Source organism: Streptomyces sp. NPDC127177, assembly GCF_042672475.1.
Classification (GTDB): Bacteria; Actinomycetota; Actinomycetes; order Streptomycetales; family Streptomycetaceae; genus Streptomyces.
In genome coordinates this window covers 42,469-58,154 of the sequence record NZ_JBHXUW010000005.1, presented here as the reverse complement: position 1 = coordinate 58,154, position 15,686 = coordinate 42,469, and the positions used below count along the sequence as shown (strand labels likewise).

Here is a 15,686-nt window from a genome sequence, read left to right as displayed (position 1 = left end):
GGGGTGGACTCCGGTACGTCCGCGGCCGCTGCGGCCGAGGCGATTGCCGCCGGAGGCGGTGCTGTTCCGTCCGGCCGGGGCTCCGTCAGCCGGCCAGTGGCTGTCCGGTCTTCGCCGCACCGCCGTGCGGGCTCGGGTCGTTCCGGCGGGCGGTCCTGAACAGGCCGGTCAGGAGGGCGCCGAGGAGGGCGGGGACGACGAAGGCGTAGAACCCGGCCTTGGGGGAGGTGATCAGGACGGTGGCGGCGGCGAGGTAGCTGGGGCCGACGATCGCGCCGAGACGTCCGACGCCGAGACTGAAACCGAGGCCGGTGCCGCGCAGATGGGCGGGGTAGTAGCGGGCCACGAAGATGTTGACGAGGTTCTGGGTGCCGAGCGCGCCCAGGCCCGCCACGGCCGAGGCCACCAGGAGCACCGGCCGGGGCTGGGGTGTGCTCAGGACGACCATGGCCACAGCGGCGAGGACGAAGCTGGTCACGGTGGCGGCCTTGATGAACCCCCGGTCGGCGATCATGCTCGCCACCACGGTGCCGACGATCGCCCCGATGTTGAAGGTGATGGAGAACTCGAGCGACGAGCTGAGGTCGTAGCCGGCGTCGACCATCAGGGTCGGCAGCCAACTGCCCGCTCCGTAGACGAGTACCAGGCCGGTGAAGGTCGCCGCCCAGAACAGCAGGGTCGCCCGCCGGTACTGCGGTGTCATCAGCCGCGCGAGCCGGTTGCCCGGGAGCGTGTTCTCGTCCCGGTGACCGGTCTCGGCCGGATGCTCCTGGACGCCCGCCGGAACCAGGCTCCACACGACGGGGATCAGGATCAGCGGCAGGACACCGAAGAGGAACAGGGTGTGGAAGTCCAGCGCCGGGAGCATGGCCCGGCCCAGAACGCCGGTGATCAGCCCGCCGATGGCGACGCCGGTCAGCGCGGTGCCGACCTGGAGCGAACGGCGGGCGGGCGGGACGGATTCGCTGACGTAGGCGGTGACCAGGGGGATGAGCGCGCCCAGACCGATGCCGGTCGCGAAGCGGGTCGCGGCGAAGAACTCGAGGTTGCCGGCCACCGCGCTGAGCAGCATCCACAGGCACAACCAGGCCAGTGCGGCGATCATCGGCGTACGTCGTCCGTAGAGGTCGCCCGCCCAGCCGGCTGCGATCGACCCCAGGGGCATGCCGAGTGCGGTGAGACTGCCGAGGAAGCCCAGGGTCGACCTCGTGACCTCCCAGTCGGGCTGGGCCAGCAGCGACGGGCCGACCGCGCCGAGGACGAACAGGTCGTATCCCTCGATGGTCAGGATGACGAGCCCGAGGATCACCGCGAAGCGCGGATGCGATCGGGACGCGGGCATGCCGGGTGTGGTGCTCATGGGCGAACTCCTCAGGGGTGGGCCGGGTGTCCGTGGGGCGGAGCAGGGCCGGGTGAGGCCGGTCGCCGGAAGCGGCCGGCTCGCGGTGCGTGAGGGGCCGGGCGCAGGAAGAGGCGCTCAGAGGTTCGCCGCGGGCATGGCGCGTGGGCGCCCTGTGCAGGCGTGAGCCGGTTACTGGAGCTGAGCTGAGCTGAGCGCTGTCGAGGTCCGGGGCACCCGGCGCACGTCGCCGCGGGGGCGGTGCGGTGCTGGTGCCGATGCCGTCGAAGAAGCGTCGCTGGGCGTCTCGATGACATACGCGGTGCCGACAGGCGCACGGGCGGATCGGGTGCCGCGCCGCCGTCCGGTCGCCCGGCGGTGCCTGCCGTGGTGGATTGGCTGTGATGTTGGGGGGACACGAGGCCGGCTGTCAATCCCCGCGACAGGGAAAAGGCCGGGCCCGGTCCTCGTACGGGACCGGGCCCGGCCCGTGCTGTGTGGTGGAGCCGGCTGCTCAGCGCGGCGGAGTGGGCTCTTCCGCCTGCAGACTGGTGTTGTGCTCGTGGATCAGCCGCAGGGCTTCGTCCCGGTCGCGCCGGTCGAGTGCGTCGACGAGGTCACGGTGGAGTTCGTGCCGGTGGCTGATGTACTCATCCAGCGGCTCCTCGCTCGTCGGCAGCACCGACAGGGTGTGCGACTCGATGAGATCCAGCAGGTTGGAGTAGAGCGAGCTCAGCAGTGCGTTCGGGCTGATGGCCGCGATGGCTGCGTGCAGGCGCCAGTTGGCGTGCACGAACGCGACGGGATCCGCGGCGTCCACGGCCCCCTCCATGGCGGTGATGTGCTCCTTCAGGCCGGAGATGTCCGCGGGCGAGGCGTGCCAGAGGGCGTCCTCGATCAGCAGGGGATCGAGCGCGTCACGGATCCGTACGGCGTTGGCCACATCGCTCTGCTGGGCATCCAGCGCCAGCACGGAGTTGCCGAGCCGGACCATCGGTGACTGCTCCGCGCTGAACAGTCCGCCGCCGGGTCCCGGCTTGACGGTGACCAGGCCGCGGGACTGCAGCAGGCGCAGTGCTTCGTTGAACGTGCCGACCGATACGCCGCAGTGCGTGCGCAGCTCTTCCTTGGTGCCCAGCCGTGAGCCCGGTTCGGCTGCCGCGACGAGTCCGGCGACCTTCTCCGCCGCGATTTCCGCCCGCCCCGACGACGGCGCACGGGAGGCTCCGACGGCCTGGCGGGGCGATGCAGGCCCGTCGGACGCGGCTCCCGAACGAGGGCTGGGGCGCTGGTCGGAGCCGGTCCGGACCGCCGCCCGCCGCTCGGTGTGCGCTGCGCTGCCGGGTGTGGTGGTCAAAGCTTCTCCAGGGAATCGACATATTCATCATGAAGGTTATCGGTCTAGCTCTTGACGTCGCGGGTGACATCGACGCAACATCGAGGTAATCATCATGCTGAATAGCCGGTGGGTGAGCAAGGGGTCCGTTGTCGCTGGCGGCCCTCCCTGCTCATCGGGCCGGTTGCTCGACGGCCTTCGTCCCACACGCCGACCACGGCGGTCGCGAAGGCCCTCGTCTCTTTCCTGTCAGGAGTGTCTCCATGCGTATCGCCAATATCTCCGGCCGTCTGGTCCTGATCGCCGACCGTCGCGCGATCGACGTCGAGCAGGCCAGTGGAGGCGCCTTCCCGGCCGATCCGCAGGCAGTCTACGAACGCTGGGCCGAGTTCCGGGCCTGGGCCGAGGCCGCCACCCTCCCTGCCGGGAAGCCCTTCGAGGTGTCCGATCTGGGATCCCCGGTGCCCGCCCCCCGCCAGACACTGGCCATCGGTCTCAACTACCGGGAGCACGCCGCTGAGTCCGGATTCGTCGCCCCCGAGGGCCTGCCGCCGGTGTTCACGAAGTACGTCACCAGCATCAGCGGGCCCGTCACCGAGGTGACGCTGCCGCCGAATGGTCATACGGACTGGGAGGTCGAGCTGGTCGCCGTCATCGGTACCCGTGCGGAGAAGGTGTCCGAGGCCGATGCGTGGAGCCACGTCGCAGGGCTCGCGGCGGGGCAGGACATCTCCGAGCGGGTGGTGCAACTGGCGGGCCCGGCGCCGCAGTTCAGTCTGGGCAAGTCCTTTCCGGGATTCGCCCCGATCGGGCCGTGGCTCGTCACACCCGACGAGTTCGCGAACCCGGACGACCTGGAACTGAGCTGCTCGATCAACGGCGAAGAGGTGCAGAAGGGTCGCACCCGCGACCTGATCTTCTCGGTGCCCGCTCTGATCGCCGGACTCTCCGCCGTGCTCCCGCTGCTGCCCGGCGATGTCATCTTCACGGGAACTCCGGCCGGCGTGGGCCTGGGCCGCGACCCGCAGCGCTGGCTCGCCCCGGGCGACGAGCTCGTCTCCACGATCGAGGGCATCGGCGAGCTGCGTCAGACCTTCGTGGCCTGACCGCCCGACGGACAAGGGAGTCCCTCTCATGGCACTGCACCGTCTGACCTCCATCACGATGGGGGTCCCCAACGTGGCCGAGACGGCCGCCTACTACTCGGATTTCGGGCTCGTCCCCGACGGTGACGGCTGGTTCACCACCCGTGACGCCGGCCGCCAGCTCCACATCGTCTTCGCACCCGGCCGCCGGCTGGTCGAGGTCCGCGTCGGCGCCGACACCCCGGACGACCTCGCAGCCGCGGCCTCCCGGCTGCACCGGCTCGGAGTGGACAGCCACACCGACGGCACCGCGCTGACCGCGTACGACCGGTCCACCGGGGTGCGTGCCGTGCTGGAGGTCGCGCCCCGGCTCGTGCAGGAAACGGTCCCGGCCACCGCCTACAACGGTCCGGGCCGTACCGAACGCGCCGGCTTCCGGGCGCCGGGCATCCTGCGCACCGACCGGGTGCGGCCACGCAAACTCGGCCACGCCGTCGTCGGCAGCACCGACCTCGAATCCACCACCGCCTTCTTCCGCGACGGGCTCGGCTTCAAGGCGTCCGACTACATCAAGGGCCACGGCGCGTTCCTGCGCTGTTCGACGGACCACCACAACATCCTGGTGCTCGCGGCTCCGGTCACCTTCCTGCACCACTCCTCGTGGCAGGTCGACGACATCGACGAGGTCGGCCGCGGAGCCACGGCCATGCTGGAGGACCACCCCGAGCGCCATATCTGGGGCCTGGGCCGCCACCACGCGGGCTCCAACTTCTTCTGGTACCTGAAGGACCCCGCGGGCAACTTCTCCGAGTACTACTCCGACATGGACTGTGTCGTCGACGACCAGCTGTGGACGCCGGAGGTCCTCGAAGGGGCCAAGGGACTCTTCAACTGGGGCCCGCCGCCCCCGCCGTCCTTCCTCGAACCCGAAGACCTTGCCGCGCTGATGACCGGCACCCACAGTGAGACGAGGTAGGGACATGACCCAGGAAACCTCGCGCGTGCACGACGTCGCGATCGTCGGCTTCGGCCCCGTCGGCCAGCTGCTCAGCCTGCTGCTGGGCAGGGCCGGCCACGACGTGATCGTCCTGGAACGCTGGCCCAGCCCGTACGACCTGCCCCGCGCGGTCCATTTCGACGACGAGATCGGCCGGATCTTCCAGGCGGCCGGAGTCGGCGAGGAGGTGCGCGCGGTCACCGACCCCGTTCCCGACCACTACGAGTGGCGCAACCGGGCGGGCGAGGCGCTGGTGCGCATCGACTGGTCCGGCACCGGGCCGTCCGGCTGGCCCACCGCCAGCTTCTTCTCCCAGCCGCAGCTCGAGGCCGTCCTGTCCAGGGCGGCCGAGGAACTGCCCACCGTCTCCATCCGGCGTGGCCGCGAAGTCGTCGGCATCGAGCCGCGCGAGGAGCACGTGCGCCTGACCACGTCGGGCGCCGCAGGCCCGGGCGAGGTGCGGGCACGCTATGTGATCGGTGCCGACGGTGCGAACAGCTTCGTCCGCTCGGGCATGGCCACCACAGTCACCGACCTGGGGTTCTTCTACGACTGGCTGATCGTCGACACCCTCCCGCAGGAGGAGACCACCTGGTCCCCGATGAACTGGCAGCTGTGCGACCCCGAGCGGCCCACCACCATCGTCTCCGGCGGCCCCGGCCGCAGACGATGGGAGTTCCTGCGCCTGCCGCACGAGAGCGTCGACGAACTCAACACCCTGGACACCGCGTGGCGGCTCCTGGAGCCCTGGGGCCGCACCCCGGACAACACCACGATCGAACGCCACACCGTCTACACGTTCCAGGCCCGCTGGGTCGACCGGTGGCGCGAGGGCCGGCTGATCCTCGCCGGGGACGCGGCCCACCAGATGCCGCCCTTCGCCGGGCAGGGCATGTGTTCCGGGATGCGCGACGCGATGAACCTGGCCTGGAAGCTCGATCTGGTCCTGGCCGGAACGGCTGACCCCGACCTCCTGGACACGTACACCAGCGAGCGCAGCGACCACGTCCAGCACGCCATCGGCATGTCGATGGCCCTGGGACAGGTCATCTGCGTCCTGGACGCGGAAGAGGCCGCGGCGCGCGACAGCCGCATGATCGCCACCGGCGCGGACCCGCGCCACGCGCTGCCACCGGCCCCGCCGCCGATACTGGGCGACGGCGTCCTGCAGCACGACGCGGAGGGCAACCGGGTCCCGGCCGTGGGCCACCTCACCCCGCAGCACCGGGTGACCCACCGCGGCGTGGCCGCCCTGCTGGACGAGCACACCACGGGCGGCTTCACGATCCTGACCGACGGCCAGGACCCGTGCGACGCCCTCGACACGGCCGACCGGCACTTCCTCGACAGCATCGGCGCGCACATCGTCGCGCTCCACGCCGGCAGCGCACCCTCGGACGGCTACCTCGACACGGACCACGCCTACCTCCCGCACATGCGTGAGCACGGCCATGTCGCCGCAGTCGTACGGCCCGACTTCTACCTCTTCGGCGCCGCCGCGAGCGGGCAGGAGCTGCACGAACTGATCGGCCGGCTCCGCGAGGAACTGCACTGTCCCGCGATGTCCGACGTCGTCAGGCCGGCGCCCGCACCGCTGCTGACCGCCTCCGAGCAGTAGCGCGACCACCACCGCCCGCTTCCGGACCCACGGACTGCGGGGACCGGGCCACCGCACGGCCCGTCCCCGCCGCGCCCGGGGACTGCCACGGCACCCCGGCGCCGCCCGGGGGCGTCCCGGCCCGCCGCTGCCGCGCGGCCCGGACGCCCCCGGTGTACGACCACCGACTCGAAGGACCTCATGGACAAGACAGCAGCCTCCGCGGCCGCAGCCGTGGCCGACATCGCCGACGGCGCCTCACTCGCCGTCGGCGGATTCGGCCTGTGCGGCATCCCCACGGCCTTGATCGGCGCCCTGTACGAACAGGGCGCCGGGTCCCTGCGTGTGGTGTCCAACAACTGCGGCACCGACGACCACGGCCTGGGCACACTGCTCGCCGCCCGCCGCGTCGCGCGGGTGACCGGCTCCTACGTGGGTGAGAACAAGGAGTTCGCCCGCCAGTACCTCGCGGGCGAACTCGAGGTGGAGCTCGTGCCCCAGGGAACGCTCGCCGAACGGCTCCGAGCCGGCGGCTGCGGCATCCCCGCCTTCTACACGCCGGCGGGCGTCGGCACGCAGGTGGCCGACGGCGGCATTCCATGGCGCTACGCAGCCGACGGTTCCGTCGCCGTGGCCTCACCGCCCCGGCAGACGGGCCTGTTCGGCGACCGGGTGTGCGTCCTGGAACACGCGATCACCTGCGACTTCGCCCTCGTACGGGCCGCCCGCGGCGACCGCCACGGCAACCTCGTCTTCGACAAGTCCGCCCGCAACTTCAACCCACTGGCCGCCATGGCCGGCCGGGTCACCGTTGCCGAGGTCGAAGAACTGGTCGAACCCGGGGACCTGGCCCCGGACGACATCCACCTGCCGGGCGTCTTCGTCCAGCGCGTGGTGGCACTCACCCCGCGGCAGGCAGCCGACAAGCAGATCGAGAAGAGGACGGTGCGCGTCTGATGGCCTGGAACAGGAACGAAATGGCCGCCCGTGCCGCTGCCGAACTGCACGACGGGGACTACGTCAACCTCGGAATCGGACTGCCCACCCTGATCCCCGACTTCGTTCCCCGCGACGTGCATGTCGTGCTCCAGTCGGAGAACGGCATCCTCGGCACGGGCCGCTACCCGGACGAGCACGAGGTGGACGCCGACCTGATCAACGCCGGAAAGGAAACGGTCACCGTACTGCCGGGCGCCGCGTTCTTCGACTCCGCGCTCTCCTTCGGCATGATCCGCGGTGGCCACATCGACACCGCGATCCTCGGCGCGATGCAGGTGTCCGCCGACGGTGACCTCGCCAACTGGATGATCCCCGGAAAGATGGTCAAGGGCATGGGCGGCGCGATGGACCTCGTCCACGGCGCCCGCCGCGTCATCGTGCTCATGGAGCACTCCGCCAAGGACGGCAGCCCCAAAATCCTGCCGCGCTGCACGCTGCCGCTCACCGGCCGCGCCTGTGTCCACCGCATCATCACCGACCTCGCCGTTCTCGACGTCACCCACGGCCGACTCGTGCTCGTCGAGACGGCGCCCGGCGTCACGGCCGAGCAGGTACTCGCCGCCACGGGCGCCCCTGTCCGTGTCCCGGAGGCGGCCGGCTCCGTTATCGGCTGACCGGATCGCTTCCACACCGGTCCGCCTTCGCCGTCCGGGCCCCGGCAGGGCCGCAGGCCCGGGCCCCGTCATCCAGGAGAGTCGCATGAAGCACCCCACGACCCCCACGACCACGTCCCCCGAGCGTCCCGCCAGAACAGCCCTGGAGAACGTCCGTGTCTTCGACGGGCAGCGGCTCCGCGAACCGGCCACGGTCGTCATCGACCAGGACGTCATCGGCACCGATGCCACAGGGGCCCAGGTGATCGACGCGCAGGGCGCGATCCTGCTGCCCGGGCTCATCGACGCACACATCCACCTCCACGGCCGCGACACCCTGGACAAGCTGTGCGCGTACGGGGTCACGACCGGACTGGACATGGCGACCTGGCCACCCCGGCTTCTGGCGTCACTGCGCCAGGTGCCGGGGCTCACCGACGTACGCAGCGCGGGCACTCCCGCCATCGGGGAAGGCGGCCCGCACGCGAGGATCCCGGGCATGGCGCAGGACGCCATCGTCCGTAGGCCGGAAGAGGCGGCTGACTTCGTCGCACGGCAGACCTCGGCGGGTGCCGACTACATCAAGATCGTCGCGGAGGCTCCGGGACACGGCGGCCCCGACCAGGACACCATGAACGCGCTGGTGGCCGCGGCCCGTGCCCACGGCCGCAAGACGGTCGCACACGCTGCCACGGGCGGGGCCTTCACCATGGCGCTCGAAGCGGGTGTCGACTTCGTCACCCACATTCCGCTGGACCGCCCCCTGGTGGACGAGGACATCTCCCGGATTCTCGCCCAGCGGCAGGTCGCCATCCCCACCCTGACGATGATGGAGGGCACCGCGGCGGCCCGCGGCATGGCACCGGCCTTCGCCCTCGCCTCGCGGAACGTCGCCGAACTGCACCGCGCAGGGATCCCCGTCCTGGCAGGCACCGACGCCAACACCCAGCCCGGGGTGCCCTTCCAGGTCGAGCACGGCGCGAGCCTGCACCACGAACTCGAGCTGCTCGTCGGCGCCGGTCTGAGCCCCGCCGAGGCGCTCCGCGCGGCCACCGTCCTGCCCGCCCGCCACTTCGGGCTCACCGACCGGGGAGCCGTGGCCCCCGGCCTCCGTGCCGACCTGGTCCTCATCGACGGCGATCCGCTCACCGACATCCGCGCCACCCGCAACATCCGGAACATCTGGTGCGGCGGCATCCCGCACACCCCCGCCTGAGGCGCGCACGCCCGCCTGAGTCTCGGTGCACACCCAGTCCGAGTGCGCCCCCCGCCTGAGCGCACCCCCCCCGCCTGAGCGCACCCCCCCCGCCTGAGCGCACCCCCCCGCCCGAGCGCACCCTCACGCCCGAGCGCACCTTCACGACCGACCGTAAGGACCGGCAGACGCCGATGAAGCAATCACCCCCGCTGGTGGACACGCACGCGCACTTCCTCACCCCCGAGTACGTGGAGGCGGCACGGACAGCCGGTCATATCCACCCCGACGGCATGGACGGCTGGCCCTCCTGGAGCGCCGCGGAACACCTCGATCTGATGGATCGCTGGGGCGTGCGGACCTCACTGCTCTCCATCTCCTCGCCCGGCACCCACTTCGGCGACGACGCGCACGCCCGCGAGCTGACCCGCCACGTCAACGAGGCCGGTGCCGCCGTTCGGCGAGACCACCCGGGACGGTTCGGGCACTTCGCCTCACTGCCGCTGCCCGATGTCGAAGGGGCGCTCGACGAACTCGCCCACGCCATGGACCACCTGTCCAGCGACGGCGTCACGTTGGAGACCAACACCCATGGCATCTACCTCGGTGACGCACGCTACGAGCCCCTGTACGCGGAACTCGACCGCCGCCGCACTCCTGTCTTCGTCCACCCCACCTCACCGCCCCACGCCGAAGACGTGGCACTGGGGCGCCCCCGGCCGATGGTGGAGTTCATCTTCGACTCCACCCGGACGGTGAGCGACCTCGTGTTCAACGGCGTGTTCAAGCGCTATCCGGACATCGAGTGGATCTTCTCCCACGGGGGAGGAGCGATCCCGCTGCTCAGCGAGCGCATGGAGCTGTTCCGGAAGGTCTTCGCCAAGGGGGACCCCGGCCTCGGGGCCATCCCGGAACAGCTCGGACGGCTCTGGTTCGACATGGCGGGCACCCCCTTCCCGCTCCAGATCCCCACACTCACCTCGGCCTTCGGGAGCGACAGGATCCTGTACGGCAGCGACTACTGCTGGACCCCCTCAGCGGGAGTCGACGCCCAGATCGCCTCCATCGAGGCCGCACGGCAGCCCGCCGGTGACACCTGGGCCGCGCTCACCACACGCAACGCCCACCGCCTGTTCCCGCGACTGGCCCGGACCCGCTGAGCGGAGCCTCATGGGCAGCTCAGCCGACGGCCAGGCCCCCAGCCCGCACGGGCCCCGGCCCCGGGCGGTGTTCAGCCCGCGCGGTGCGAGGTACGCGGTGCGGGCGCGGGGGCGGGGGCCTGTGCCGCGCGGGTCACGTCAGCCACCAGCTCCACCACATCGGGGCCGTACGCCTGGGAGTTGACCACCTTCAGCAGCAGGCAGAAGGTGTTGTTGCCGTGCTTTCGGGACAGCCGTTCGAAATTGCGGGCCAGATACCGGGACGCGGCCTGGTTGGTGATCGCCTGCTGCCCGCAGAACAGGAAGACCGGGCGGGCCTCCTGACCGGCGGTCAGCCGGGCGAGCAGTACGTACTCTGCGACACCCTTCTCCACCCGGTAGCGCTCCGAGCCGATCTGGAAGGCGCCCCGGTCCGGACCCGGCTCGGCATCGGTGTTCATCTTCACGCCGGGCAGCAGCGAGTGCAGATGCGCCGCCATCCGGCGGTTGGAGACCGGTCCGCCGACGCAGAACTCGGTCCGTTCCCCGATCCCCTGCTGGGCGACGTCGTGGGACAGGATCTGGGCGTGCGCCGAGCAGTCCTTGATCAGTGCGGAGAGTTCGAGCAGGGCGAAGACGTCGTGCCGGTGGACCGCGCCGTCGCCGCCCGCGTCTCGGTTGACGACGAGCAGGCACTCCGAGTTGCCGGGCAGCCCGAAGAACGCCTGCTTGCGGCGGAGCTTGCGACGCCAGAGGTAGCTGCGCGCGAGCCAGCCGATGGCGGCGCTGATGCCTGCGGCTATCACGCCCAGCACGATGTTGCGTACGTCGTCAGTCATGGGCGGGCATGTTAGCGGGCATTCGGCCTCAAGTTCGAGGCGGTCCTGACGGTGCGGCCGGGCCGGGGCTACCCTGCGCGGACGATCCTTCACTGGAGGTGCGCATGCGACGTTCCGTTGCACGGAATGTGTCGTTCCTGGGTGTTCTCGCCGCAGTGGTCTCGGTCGGGGCGGCGGCTCCGTCCTCCTCCGCGCCGCCGACCGCGCCGCCGCCCAAGTCGCCCGTCGCGGTCGGATACGGGGGAGCGGTCTCCAGCGTCGACGCCGACGCGACGGCGGCCGGTATCGAGGTGCTCCGCAAGGGCGGCAACGCGGTGGACGCGGCGGTGGCGACCGCGGCGGCGCTCGGGGTGACGGAGCCGTACTCGGCGGGTCTGGGGGGCGGTGGCTACTTCGTCCACTACGACGCCAGGACCCGTACCGTGCAGACCATCGACGGCCGGGAGACCGCACCGCGCAGCGCGGACTCCTCGCTCTTCCTGGAGAACGGTGCGCCGCTCGCCTTCGACGACGCCGTCACCAGCGGACTCGGTGTCGGCACGCCCGGCACCCCGGCGACCTGGGAGACGGCGCTCGACACCTGGGGCAGCAAATCGCTCCGGCAGGTGCTGAAGCCGGCCGAGCGGCTGGCCCGTGACGGCTTCGTCGTCGACAGCACGTTCCGCTCCCAGACGGAGGGAAATCAGGCCAGGTTCGCCGACTTCCCGGCGACCCGGAAGCTCTTCCTGCCGGGCGGCCGACTGCCGGTGGTGGGTTCGGTGTTCAAGAACCCGGATCTGGCCCGGACCTACGACGAGGTCGGCCGGAAGGGGCTCGACGAGATCTACCGGGGCAAGCTGGCGCAGGACGTCGTGCGGACGGTACGCAATCCGCCGGTCGACCCAGCGTCCTCCCGGGTGGTGCGGCCCGGCGACCTCACCACGAAGGACCTGCGTTCCTACCGGGCGCTGCGGCAGGCACCGACGAAGACCGGCTACCGGGGCCTGGACGTGTACGGCATGGCGCCGTCATCATCCGGTGGCACGACGGTGGGCGAGGCGCTCAACATCCTGGAGTCCACGGACCTTTCGAAGGCCACCGAGGCGCAGTATCTGCACCGCTACATCGAGGCGAGCCGGATCGCGTTCGCCGACCGGGGGCGCTGGGTCGGCGACCCGGCGTTCGAGAAGGTGCCGACGCGTGCGCTCCTCAGCCAGCGGTTCGCCGACTCGCGGGAGTGCCTGATCAAGGACGACGCGGTGCTGACCAGCCCGCTCGCGCCGGGTGACCCCCGTCACCCGGCCGACTGCGCCACCGGCGGGACGGCGGCGCCGACGACGTACGAGGGGGAGAACACCACTCATCTGACGACCGCCGACAAGTGGGGCAACGTCGTCGCCTACACGCTGACGATCGAGCAGACCGGCGGCAGCGGCATGACGGTGCCCGGGCGGGGCTTCCTGCTCAACAACGAGCTGACCGACTTCTCGTTCGCGCCCGCCGATCCGGCCGTCCACGATCCGAACCTGCCCGGCCCGGGCAAGCGGCCGCGGTCGTCGATCTCGCCGACCATCGTGCTGAAGCACGGACAGCCCGTGCTGGCCCTGGGGTCGCCGGGCGGTGCCACGATCATCACGACCGTGCTGCAGTCGCTGATCGGCAAGGTCGACCGGGGTCTTCCGCTGGTGGACGCCATCGCGGCGCCCCGCGCCAGTCAGCGCAACGCTGCGAGTACGGAGCTGGAACCGGCGTTGTGGAACAGCCCGGTGCGAGCCCAACTCGAAGCTCTGGGGCACGTCTTCACGCCGAACCCGGAGATCGGGGCGGCGACGGGCGTGCAGCGGCTGCCGGACGGGCGATGGCTCGCGGCCGCCGAGACGGAGCGGCGGGGCGGCGGTTCGGCGATGGTGGTGAGGCCCGCCGGGCGGTCCTGACGGGTCGTCAATAGCGGTACGGGAGGGGCCGGTCGTTCGCGAGGGAAGCGCGAGGCCGGCCCCGGAGTCTTGACGTGAACATGCCTGGGGGAGCATCTTGGCCATCTCGGTAAGGAAAGTTTCCTAATAGAAGGGCACCCCCACCATGCGTATGCGAACGCTTGCCCTCGCCACAGCCTCCGGCGCCGCTCTGCTCGCGGCCGGTTCACTCTCACCGGTCGCCCAGGGCGACGCCGGTTCCCTCGCCCCCACTCCCGCGGCAGCCCGGAACGCACAGCCGGGCGTGGTCCACCTCACGCCCGTCGGTCATGCCCGCCCGCTCTCCGACGACGGACCCTCCGGCAGTGCCGGTCCGACAACCTCCCAGGACTCCGCGGCCGGACAGCAGTCCCCGCCCGGCGTCGAGGAGGGCTCGGTCGGCGCCGCGGACCTGCTCGCCAAGGTCTCGTCCTGCTCGCAGATCTCGAACGGCAAGTACCGTACGGACGAGGAGACTTCGGCCACCGTGCCGGTCTGCGGCAAGAACGGCGCGGTGTTCTGGAAGGCCGACATGGACATCGACTGCGACGGTCAGGTGACCACGGCCTGCAACGAGGACACCGATCCGTGGTTCCAGGGCGACACCGCATTCCACACCTCCGACGACAAGCCGCTCAGCGCGGAGAAACTCCCCTACGTCGTCGTGCCGAGCAGCAGTGACATCTGGAACTACAGCAGCGCCGGCATCAAGGGCGGCGGCGTCGTCGCCGTCATCTACGACGGCAAGGTGGAGTACGCCGTCGTCGGCGACACCGGCCCCGACAAGATCATCGGCGAGGCCTCGTACGCCACGGCGAAGGCCCTCGGCATCGATCCCGACCCGGAGACCGGCGGCGCCGGGTCAGGCGTCACCTACATCCTGTTCAAGGACTCCGTGGTGTCGCCGATCGAGAGCCACGACGCCGCCGTGACCGCGGGCGACGCCCTCGCCAGGAAGTTCCTCGAGAACAACTGAGGCTGTCACAGCGCGGTGAGGATCCGGGGGCCGTCGTCCGTGATCGCCACCGTGTGCTCGGCGTGTGCGGCCCGGCTGCCGTCGGTCGAACGCAGGGTCCAGCCGTCCCGGTCCGCGTAGAAATCGTCCCCGCCTCCGGCGATCAGCATCGGCTCGATGGCCAGCACCATCCCGTGCCGCAGCACCATTCCGCGACCCGGGCGGCCCTCGTTGGGGACGCCCGGGTCCTCGTGCATGGCGCGGCCCACACCGTGCCCGCCGAAGCCCTCCGGGATGCCGTATCCGGCGCTCCGGCAGACCGTGCCGATGGCGTGTGCGATGTCGCCGATCCGGTTGCCCACCAGGGCCGCCGCGATGCCCGCGTCCAGCGCCGCGAACGCCGTCTCGATCAGCCGGGTGTCCTCCGGCCGGGCCCGGCCGACCGTGAAGCTGATCGCCGAGTCGCCGGCCCAGCCGCCGAGCGTCGCGCCCCCGTCGATACTCACCAGGTCGCCGTCGCGCAGCCTGTAGTCCGTGGGGATGCCGTGCACGATCGCGTCGTTGACCGAGGCGCAGATCACGCCGGGGAACGGGGTCGGGGCGAAGTGCGGGCGGTAGCCGAGGAACGGTGAGCCGGCCCCCGCCTCGCGCAGGACGCCGTGCGCCACCTCGTCGAGTTCGCGCAGGGACACGCCGACCGTCGCCGCTTCCCGTGCGGCTGTCAGCAACTGCGCCACGACCCGGCCGGTCTCGCGCATGGCTTCGATGGATGAATCTGTCTTGAGTTGCACCATGCCAATTACTATACCGGTCTCTGCGGTATTAGAATGACGCCATGGTACGAACACCCCTGACCCCCGAAGAGCGCCTGCGCGGCGAACGGCTCGGCCGGCTGCTCCGCGAGGCGCGCGGCCGCCGGAGTATGGCCGACATCGCCGGCAGCGCCGGGATCTCGGCCGAGACGCTCCGCAAGATCGAGACCGGCCGCGCCCCCACGCCCGCCTTCTTCACCGTCGCGGCACTGGCCGGGGCGCTCGGCCTCTCGATGGACCAACTGCTCATGCGCTGCGCCCCGGAGCCGGACACCGTGCCGCTGGCCGGGTAGCGGCCGGGCTCCCGCGACCCCCGCTCGCGCGGTGCGTAGGGTTGCGCCCATGAGCCTCCAGGACTTCGCCCGAAGCGAGTACGTCAGTCTCACCACGTACCGGAAGAACGGCACGCCCGTCGCCACGCCGGTCTGGGCCGCCGCGGACGGGGACCGGCTGCTCGTCTGGACCAAGACCGACTCGTGGAAGGTCAAGCGGCTGCGCAACGACAGCCGTGTCGTCGTCACCGTCTGCGATGTGCGCGGGCGGATCGCGGACGGCGCCCCGAGCGCGGAGGGGACGGGCCGGCTGCTCGACGCCGAGGGGACGGCCGGTGCGCGCCGGGTCATCGCCCGCAAGTACACCTGGAAGTACTGGCTGCTCGACTACCCGGCGATGATCGCCCGCCTCGGCAAGCGACCGCACACCGGGATCGCCATCACCTTCTGAACCCCGGACGAGGCTTCCCGGGAGTGCTCGCGGCCACGGGTGCGCGCCGCTTGCACCAGCGCCGAAAAGAGCACGTAGTCACGCCGTAACACACCTGCGGTCGAATGCCTGCGGACTGGAAGGTTCCAGTCGAGGGCGGCCGAGGG

At 71.1% G+C, this 15,686-nt stretch carries 15 protein-coding genes; 11 read left to right on the top strand and 4 right to left on the bottom strand.

The window, feature by feature from the left end; translation table 11 throughout:
- Positions 1–85: 85 nt before the first annotated feature.
- Together ACFVJX_RS05605 and ACFVJX_RS05600 are read right to left on the bottom strand one after the other, a co-directional pair.
- Positions 86–1,360 carry an MFS transporter gene (locus tag ACFVJX_RS05605; RefSeq protein ID WP_384126850.1) on the bottom strand — a complete coding sequence of 425 codons (1,275 nt, stop codon included), beginning with the start codon at positions 1,358–1,360 and terminating at the stop codon, positions 86–88.
- Between the two features lie 493 nt (positions 1,361–1,853).
- Positions 1,854–2,696 carry a FadR/GntR family transcriptional regulator gene (locus ACFVJX_RS05600; RefSeq protein ID WP_384126848.1) on the bottom strand — a complete coding sequence of 281 codons (843 nt, stop codon included), beginning with the start codon at positions 2,694–2,696 and terminating at the stop codon, positions 1,854–1,856.
- Between the two features lie 242 nt (positions 2,697–2,938).
- Here ACFVJX_RS05600 and ACFVJX_RS05595 point away from each other — a divergent pair, with 242 nt between their 5' ends.
- The 7 genes from ACFVJX_RS05595 (at position 2,939) to ACFVJX_RS05565 (ending at position 10,301) form a co-directional block, all read left to right on the top strand.
- On the top strand, positions 2,939–3,781 hold the full coding sequence (locus ACFVJX_RS05595) for a fumarylacetoacetate hydrolase family protein (protein WP_384126847.1): 843 nt from the start codon (positions 2,939–2,941) through the stop codon (positions 3,779–3,781).
- Positions 3,782–3,809: 28 nt separating this feature from the next.
- On the top strand, positions 3,810–4,736 hold the full coding sequence (locus ACFVJX_RS05590) for a VOC family protein (protein WP_384126846.1): 927 nt from the start codon (positions 3,810–3,812) through the stop codon (positions 4,734–4,736).
- Positions 4,737–4,740: 4 nt separating this feature from the next.
- Positions 4,741–6,375: a bifunctional 3-(3-hydroxy-phenyl)propionate/3-hydroxycinnamic acid hydroxylase gene (locus tag ACFVJX_RS05585; protein ID WP_384126844.1), complete on the top strand. Its 1,635-nt coding sequence runs from the start codon at positions 4,741–4,743 to the stop codon at positions 6,373–6,375.
- A gap of 180 nt (positions 6,376–6,555) precedes the next feature.
- On the top strand, positions 6,556–7,311 hold the full coding sequence (locus ACFVJX_RS05580) for a CoA transferase subunit A (RefSeq protein WP_384126843.1): 756 nt from the start codon (positions 6,556–6,558) through the stop codon (positions 7,309–7,311).
- Complete coding sequence (locus tag ACFVJX_RS05575; RefSeq protein WP_384126842.1) at positions 7,311–7,967, top strand: CoA transferase subunit B; 657 nt, start codon at positions 7,311–7,313, stop codon at positions 7,965–7,967. The genes ACFVJX_RS05580 and ACFVJX_RS05575 overlap by 1 nt, the downstream gene beginning before the upstream one ends.
- A gap of 85 nt (positions 7,968–8,052) precedes the next feature.
- Entirely contained in the window at positions 8,053–9,162 is a 1,110-nt protein-coding gene (locus tag ACFVJX_RS05570; protein ID WP_384126841.1) for an amidohydrolase family protein, read from the top strand.
- A 173-nt stretch (positions 9,163–9,335) separates the two neighbouring features.
- Positions 9,336–10,301 carry an amidohydrolase family protein gene (locus ACFVJX_RS05565; protein WP_384126839.1) on the top strand — a complete coding sequence of 322 codons (966 nt, stop codon included), beginning with the start codon at positions 9,336–9,338 and terminating at the stop codon, positions 10,299–10,301.
- Between the two features lie 71 nt (positions 10,302–10,372).
- On the opposite strand, the gene ACFVJX_RS05560 is transcribed toward ACFVJX_RS05565, so the two are convergent.
- Positions 10,373–11,119 carry a hypothetical protein gene (locus ACFVJX_RS05560; RefSeq protein WP_384126837.1) on the bottom strand — a complete coding sequence of 249 codons (747 nt, stop codon included), beginning with the start codon at positions 11,117–11,119 and terminating at the stop codon, positions 10,373–10,375.
- A gap of 104 nt (positions 11,120–11,223) precedes the next feature.
- Here ACFVJX_RS05560 and ggt point away from each other — a divergent pair, with 104 nt between their 5' ends.
- Positions 11,224–13,032 (top strand): gamma-glutamyltransferase, encoded by a 1,809-nt coding sequence (gene ggt, locus ACFVJX_RS05555; RefSeq protein WP_384126836.1) that lies wholly within the window; start codon positions 11,224–11,226, stop codon positions 13,030–13,032.
- A gap of 145 nt (positions 13,033–13,177) precedes the next feature.
- A complete protein-coding gene (locus ACFVJX_RS05550; protein WP_384126834.1) occupies positions 13,178–14,026 on the top strand; it encodes a glycoside hydrolase family 75 protein in 849 nt (282 codons plus the stop codon).
- A 5-nt stretch (positions 14,027–14,031) separates the two neighbouring features.
- On the opposite strand, the gene map is transcribed toward ACFVJX_RS05550, so the two are convergent.
- Positions 14,032–14,799, bottom strand: a complete 768-nt coding sequence (gene map, locus ACFVJX_RS05545) for a type I methionyl aminopeptidase (RefSeq protein WP_384126832.1) — start codon at positions 14,797–14,799, stop codon at positions 14,032–14,034.
- Positions 14,800–14,840: 41 nt separating this feature from the next.
- Between map and ACFVJX_RS05540 the strand changes: the two genes are divergently transcribed.
- Positions 14,841–15,110, top strand: a complete 270-nt coding sequence (locus ACFVJX_RS05540) for a helix-turn-helix domain-containing protein (RefSeq protein ID WP_384126830.1) — start codon at positions 14,841–14,843, stop codon at positions 15,108–15,110.
- Between the two features lie 49 nt (positions 15,111–15,159).
- Positions 15,160–15,540, top strand: coding sequence for a PPOX class F420-dependent oxidoreductase (locus tag ACFVJX_RS05535; protein WP_384126829.1), 381 nt, complete (start codon positions 15,160–15,162; stop codon positions 15,538–15,540).
- Positions 15,541–15,686 lie beyond the last annotated feature (146 nt).

Coding starts and splice junctions, on each gene's coding strand:
- ACFVJX_RS05605 (WP_384126850.1), bottom strand. CDS start 1,360: ATGAGCACCACACCCGGCATGCCCGCGTCCCGATCGCATCCGCGCTTC.
- ACFVJX_RS05595 (WP_384126847.1), top strand. CDS start 2,939: ATGCGTATCGCCAATATCTCCGGCCGTCTGGTCCTGATCGCCGACCGT.
- ACFVJX_RS05590 (WP_384126846.1), top strand. CDS start 3,810: ATGGCACTGCACCGTCTGACCTCCATCACGATGGGGGTCCCCAACGTG.
- ACFVJX_RS05585 (WP_384126844.1), top strand. CDS start 4,741: ATGACCCAGGAAACCTCGCGCGTGCACGACGTCGCGATCGTCGGCTTC.
- ACFVJX_RS05580 (WP_384126843.1), top strand. CDS start 6,556: ATGGACAAGACAGCAGCCTCCGCGGCCGCAGCCGTGGCCGACATCGCC.
- ACFVJX_RS05575 (WP_384126842.1), top strand. CDS start 7,311: ATGGCCTGGAACAGGAACGAAATGGCCGCCCGTGCCGCTGCCGAACTG.
- ACFVJX_RS05570 (WP_384126841.1), top strand. CDS start 8,053: ATGAAGCACCCCACGACCCCCACGACCACGTCCCCCGAGCGTCCCGCC.
- ACFVJX_RS05565 (WP_384126839.1), top strand. CDS start 9,336: ATGAAGCAATCACCCCCGCTGGTGGACACGCACGCGCACTTCCTCACC.
- ACFVJX_RS05560 (WP_384126837.1), bottom strand. CDS start 11,119: ATGACTGACGACGTACGCAACATCGTGCTGGGCGTGATAGCCGCAGGC.
- ggt (WP_384126836.1), top strand. CDS start 11,224: ATGCGACGTTCCGTTGCACGGAATGTGTCGTTCCTGGGTGTTCTCGCC.
- ACFVJX_RS05550 (WP_384126834.1), top strand. CDS start 13,178: ATGCGTATGCGAACGCTTGCCCTCGCCACAGCCTCCGGCGCCGCTCTG.
- map (WP_384126832.1), bottom strand. CDS start 14,799: ATGGTGCAACTCAAGACAGATTCATCCATCGAAGCCATGCGCGAGACC.
- ACFVJX_RS05540 (WP_384126830.1), top strand. CDS start 14,841: ATGGTACGAACACCCCTGACCCCCGAAGAGCGCCTGCGCGGCGAACGG.
- ACFVJX_RS05535 (WP_384126829.1), top strand. CDS start 15,160: ATGAGCCTCCAGGACTTCGCCCGAAGCGAGTACGTCAGTCTCACCACG.